This is a genomic window from Streptomyces niveiscabiei (assembly GCF_001419795.1).
Lineage (GTDB): Bacteria > Actinomycetota > Actinomycetes > Streptomycetales > Streptomycetaceae > Streptomyces > Streptomyces niveiscabiei.
In genome coordinates this window covers 1-4,346 of the sequence record NZ_LIRL01000975.1, presented here as the reverse complement: position 1 = coordinate 4,346, position 4,346 = coordinate 1, and the positions used below count along the sequence as shown (strand labels likewise).

Here is a 4,346-nt window from a genome sequence, read left to right as displayed (position 1 = left end):
GCAGTTCCCCGCGCCCCTGGAGGACGTGGTGGCTGTGTGTTGTGGGGTGAGGGTTCGTTGTGGTTGATCGCGCCCGCGCGGCGGTAGCCGCAGATCAGATACAGCCCCGCGCCCCTAAAAAGATGTGGTGGCCGCGCATTGTCAGGTGCGGGCTCTACCAGCCACAGCGAATCCGCACCTGACAGCGGGCATCAGCCACCGTCTTCCAGGGGCGCGGGGAACTGCGCGATCAGCCACCCACGACCCGCACCCGCCGGACGACCCACAGTGGCACCCCCTCCCGCGATCAAGCCCGTCCGGCGTTTGAGGACGAAGGGGGAGCCGGGCCCCGGGGGCATTCAGTGGGCCGGTGACACAGGGGAACCTGCGATGCCCCCGGCAGGGAGAGGCGCGGGCCGGCTTCCGCAGGTACAGTGCGGAAATCTGACCCCCACCGTGAGGCCCCGCCCCGTGCTGACCCACACCACCTCCCGGGTCCTCGAACCGAGTGACCTGAACGCGGCTCTCGCCATCCTCGGCAAGGAGCCGGTCGCGAACGCGTTCGTGACGTCGAGGGTGCAGGTGGCGGGGCTGGACCCGTGGCGGCTGGGCGGCGAGATGTGGGGCTGGTACGAAGCCGGGATGCTGACGTCCCTGTGCTACGCGGGCGCGAACCTCGTACCGATCTGCGCCACCCCCCGAGCCGTACGGGCCTTCGCGGACCGGGCCAGAAGGGCGGGCCGGCGCTGTTCCTCGATCGTCGGACCGGCGGAGCCGACCGCGGCCCTGTGGGACCTGCTCGAACCCCACTGGGGCCCGGCACGGGAAGTACGGTCCCAGCAGCCCCTGATGGTCACGGACCGCATGCCGGCGGACATCACCCCCGACCCGTACGTCCGCCGCATCCGCAAGGACGAGATGGAAACGATCCTGCCGGCCTGCGTGGCGATGTTCACGGAGGAGGTCGGCGTCTCCCCGCTGGCGGGCGACGGCGGCCTCCTCTACCAGGCGAGGGTCGCCGAACTGGTCGGCACGGGCCGCTCCTTCGCGCGGCTCGACGACCGGGGCCGGGTCGTGTTCAAGGCGGAGATCGGCGCGGCGACGCGCGAGGCGTGCCAGATCCAGGGCGTGTGGGTGGCCCCGGAGTACCGGGGCCGGGGCCTCGCCGCCCCCGGCATGGCCGCGGTCCTGCGCTACGCCCTCGCGGACGTCGCCCCGGTGGTGAGCCTGTACGTCAACGACTACAACACGCCCGCGCGAAGGACGTACAGAAGAGTCGGCTTCCAGGAGGTCGGCGCGTTCATGAGCGTGCTGTTCTAGGACGCTCCGCACGGAACCCGCGCCCCGCATCCACCGGTGACCCCCCTGTAGGCTCCCCGCATGGACCTGGTGATCGGCCCCCTGGACCTCTCCGCCCGCGTGGACGAGGCACTGTCGGTCCAGGCGATCGCGTTCGGCCTGGCCCCCGACGAAGTGGCGGTCAGACGGCAGATCGTCCTGCGCCACATGACGAACCTGGGCGCCCGCGCCCTCGGCGTCACCACGTCCGAAGGACGCCTCGCCGGGTTCGTGTACGGCATGCCGAACGACAGGTCGCACTGGTGGTCCACGGTCGTCGAGCCGTATCTGAGGGCGCTCGGCAACGCGCACTGGCTGGACGACTCGTTCGTGATCACGGAACTGCACGTGCACCCGGCGTACCAGAACCGGGGCGCGGGCCGGGCCCTGATCACGGCGATCACGGACGACGTCCCGCAGCCCCGCTCGATCCTCTCGGCGATCGACATGGACAGCCCCGCGCGGGCCCTGTACCGCTCGCTCGGCTACCACGACCTGGCCCGCCGGGTCCTCTTCCCGAGCGCCCCGCGCCCGTACGCGGTGATGGGCGCACCCCTGCCGCTGCTGCGGCGGCCGACGGATTTCCGACCACAGAGGGCCGACGGTTAATCTCCTAGCCATCACCTTTATCCGGCAGGAGTACGAGAACCATGGCGAACGCACCGGTCCAGCGCATGTCCCAGCTGATGGCGAAAACACTGCGCGACGACCCGGCCGACGCCGAGGTCCTCAGCCACAAGCTCCTGGTCCGCGCGGGCTACGTCCGCCGTACGGCCGCCGGCATCTGGTCCTGGCTGCCGCTCGGCAAGAAGGTCCTGGCGAACGTCGAGCGGATCGTCCGCGAGGAGATGGACGCGATCGGCGCACAGGAAGTCCTGCTCCCCGCGCTGCTGCCCCGGGAACCCTACGAGGCGACGGGCCGTTGGGACGAGTACGGGGCGGAGCTGTTCCGCCTCCAGGACCGCAAGGGCGGCGACTACCTCCTCGGCCCCACCCACGAGGAGATCTTCACCCTGCTGGTGAAGGACCAGGCGTCGTCGTACAAGGACCTGCCCGTCATCCTCTACCAGATCCAGCACAAGTACCGTGACGAGGCCCGCCCCCGGGCCGGCATCCTGCGCGGGCGCGAGTTCCTGATGAAGGACTCCTACTCCTTTGACACGGAGGACGAGGGCCTGGCGAAGTCGTACGCCCTGCACCGCGAGGCGTACCAGAAGGTGTTCGCGCGTCTCGGCCTCGACTACCGCATCTGCGCGGCGACCGCCGGCGCGATGGGCGGCTCGAAGTCGGAGGAGTTCCTCGCCCCCGCCGAGGCCGGCGAGGACACCTTCGCGGACTGCCCGAACTGCGACTTCGCGGCGAACACGGAAGCGGTGAACTTCGCCCTCGTCCCGCAGGAGGCCACCGCCCCCGCGCTGGAGGAGATCCCCACCCCCGACACCCCGACGATCGAGACCCTGGCCGCCGCCCTCGGCGTCCCCGCCTCCGCGACCCTGAAGAACCTGCTGGTCAAGGTGGACGGCGAGATCGTCGCCGTCGGCGTCCCCGGCGACCGCGAGGTCGACCTCGGCAAGGTCGAGGCCCACTTCGCGCCGGCCACCGTCGAACTGGTCACCGCCGAGGACTTCACCGGCCGCCCCGACCTGGTCCGCGGCTACGTCGGCCCCCAGGGCCGGCAGGAGAAGCTCACCTACATCGCCGACCCGCGCGTCGCGCCCGGCACCGCCTGGATCACCGGCGCCAACAAGGACCAGACGCACGCGAAGAACGTCGTCGCGGGCCGTGACTTCGAGGTCGACGCGTACGTCGACGTCGTGGTCGTCCAGGAGGGCGACCCCTGCCCCGCCTGCGGCACCGGCCTCAAGCTGGACCGCGCCATCGAGATCGGCCACATCTTCCAGCTCGGCCGCAAGTACGCCGACGCCCTCAAGCTCGACGTCCTCGGCCAGCACGGCAAGCCGGTCCGCGTCACCATGGGCTCGTACGGCATCGGCGTCTCCCGCGCCGTCGCCGCGCTCGCCGAGCAGACCGCCGACGACAAGGGCCTGTGCTGGCCCGCCGAGGTCGCCCCGGCCGACGTCCACGTCGTCGCCGCCGGCAAGGCCCTCCAGACCGAACTGGCCCTGGAGGTCTCCGAGAAGCTCCGCGACGCCGGGCTGCGCGTCCTCGTCGACGACCGCGCGGGCGTCTCGCCGGGCGTCAAGTTCACCGACTCCGAGCTGATCGGGGTGCCGAAGATCCTCGTCGCCGGGCGCCGTGCCGCCGAAGGTGTCCTGGAGCTGAAGGACCGCAGGACCGGCGAGCGCGAGGAACTGACGGTGGACGAGGCGATCGCCCGCCTGGCCGGCTGAAAGAAGCGCACAGGGTTCTCTCGGACCGTTCCCCTTCGGGGTGACAGAACGTCACCGCGGAGGGGAACAGTCATGAGGGCCAGGCACGTTCGTCCAGCGGTCCGTCAGAGCCACCCGGCGAACTCCAGCAGCAGCTCCGCATCCGCCGTCCGCCCCACCCGCATGGCCCGGACCCCGGACTCCACCGCGCGGAACAGCACCCACCCCCGCAGCCTCTCCTGGTCCACCTCCAGCACCTCCGCCAGCTTCCTCACCCGCCGCCGGGCGACTGCGGCCCCCGAGGGCGACCCCACCAGGTCCTCCACCCGGTCCCGCACCAGCCGCGCCAGATCGAACGCGCACTCACCCACCACCGGATCGGGCCCCACCGCCAGCCAGGGCGACCGCTCACCGGCGAGCACCTTGCTCTGCCGGAACGTCCCGTGCAGCAACCGCACCTCGGCCCCGGACCCCACCAACTCCTCCCGCACCCCGAGCGCCGCGTCCACCAGCGACCCCACGGCGGCATCCCCGCGCCCCGCCGACCGCATCGCCTCGGCCTGCCGCCCGGTCCGCTCGGCGACGGTCTCGAAGGCGAACCCCTCGGGCGGCTCGACCCACAGCCGCCGCAGCGCCCCCGCGGCTTCGAGCGCCGCCTTCGCCTCCGGCAGGGTCCGCACCGATACGTCGGTCCGCAGC

At 71.7% G+C, this 4,346-nt stretch carries 4 protein-coding genes; 3 read left to right on the top strand and 1 reads right to left on the bottom strand.

Features of this window, described 5'->3' with window-relative positions:
* Window positions 1-450 precede the first annotated feature (450 nt).
* Genes AOK24_RS38160 through AOK24_RS38150 form a run of 3 tightly spaced genes read left to right on the top strand, consistent with a single transcriptional unit; the run spans window position 451 to window position 3,668 of the window.
* Window positions 451-1,299: a GNAT family N-acetyltransferase gene (locus tag AOK24_RS38160; protein WP_055724527.1), complete on the top strand. Its 849-nt coding sequence runs from the start codon at window positions 451-453 to the stop codon at window positions 1,297-1,299.
* 60 nt (window positions 1,300-1,359) lie between these two features.
* The gene (locus AOK24_RS38155) at window positions 1,360-1,926 is read left to right on the top strand and encodes a GNAT family N-acetyltransferase (protein ID WP_055724526.1); all 567 of its coding nucleotides are present in this window, start codon (window positions 1,360-1,362) and stop codon (window positions 1,924-1,926) included.
* 41 nt (window positions 1,927-1,967) lie between these two features.
* Window positions 1,968-3,668 carry a proline--tRNA ligase gene (locus tag AOK24_RS38150; protein WP_055724525.1) on the top strand — a complete coding sequence of 567 codons (1,701 nt, stop codon included), beginning with the start codon at window positions 1,968-1,970 and terminating at the stop codon, window positions 3,666-3,668.
* Between the two features lie 104 nt (window positions 3,669-3,772).
* On the opposite strand, the gene AOK24_RS38145 is transcribed toward AOK24_RS38150, so the two are convergent.
* Window positions 3,773-4,346 (bottom strand): aminoglycoside phosphotransferase family protein (locus tag AOK24_RS38145; protein WP_240554313.1); only part of this gene is annotated, 574 nt, incomplete at its 5' end.

Bases quoted from the DNA above. Each gene is read 5' to 3' on its own strand.
- AOK24_RS38155 (WP_055724526.1), top strand. From the start codon at position 1,360: ATGGACCTGGTGATCGGCCCCCTGGACCTCTCCGCCCGCGTGGACGAG.
- AOK24_RS38150 (WP_055724525.1), top strand. From the start codon at position 1,968: ATGGCGAACGCACCGGTCCAGCGCATGTCCCAGCTGATGGCGAAAACA.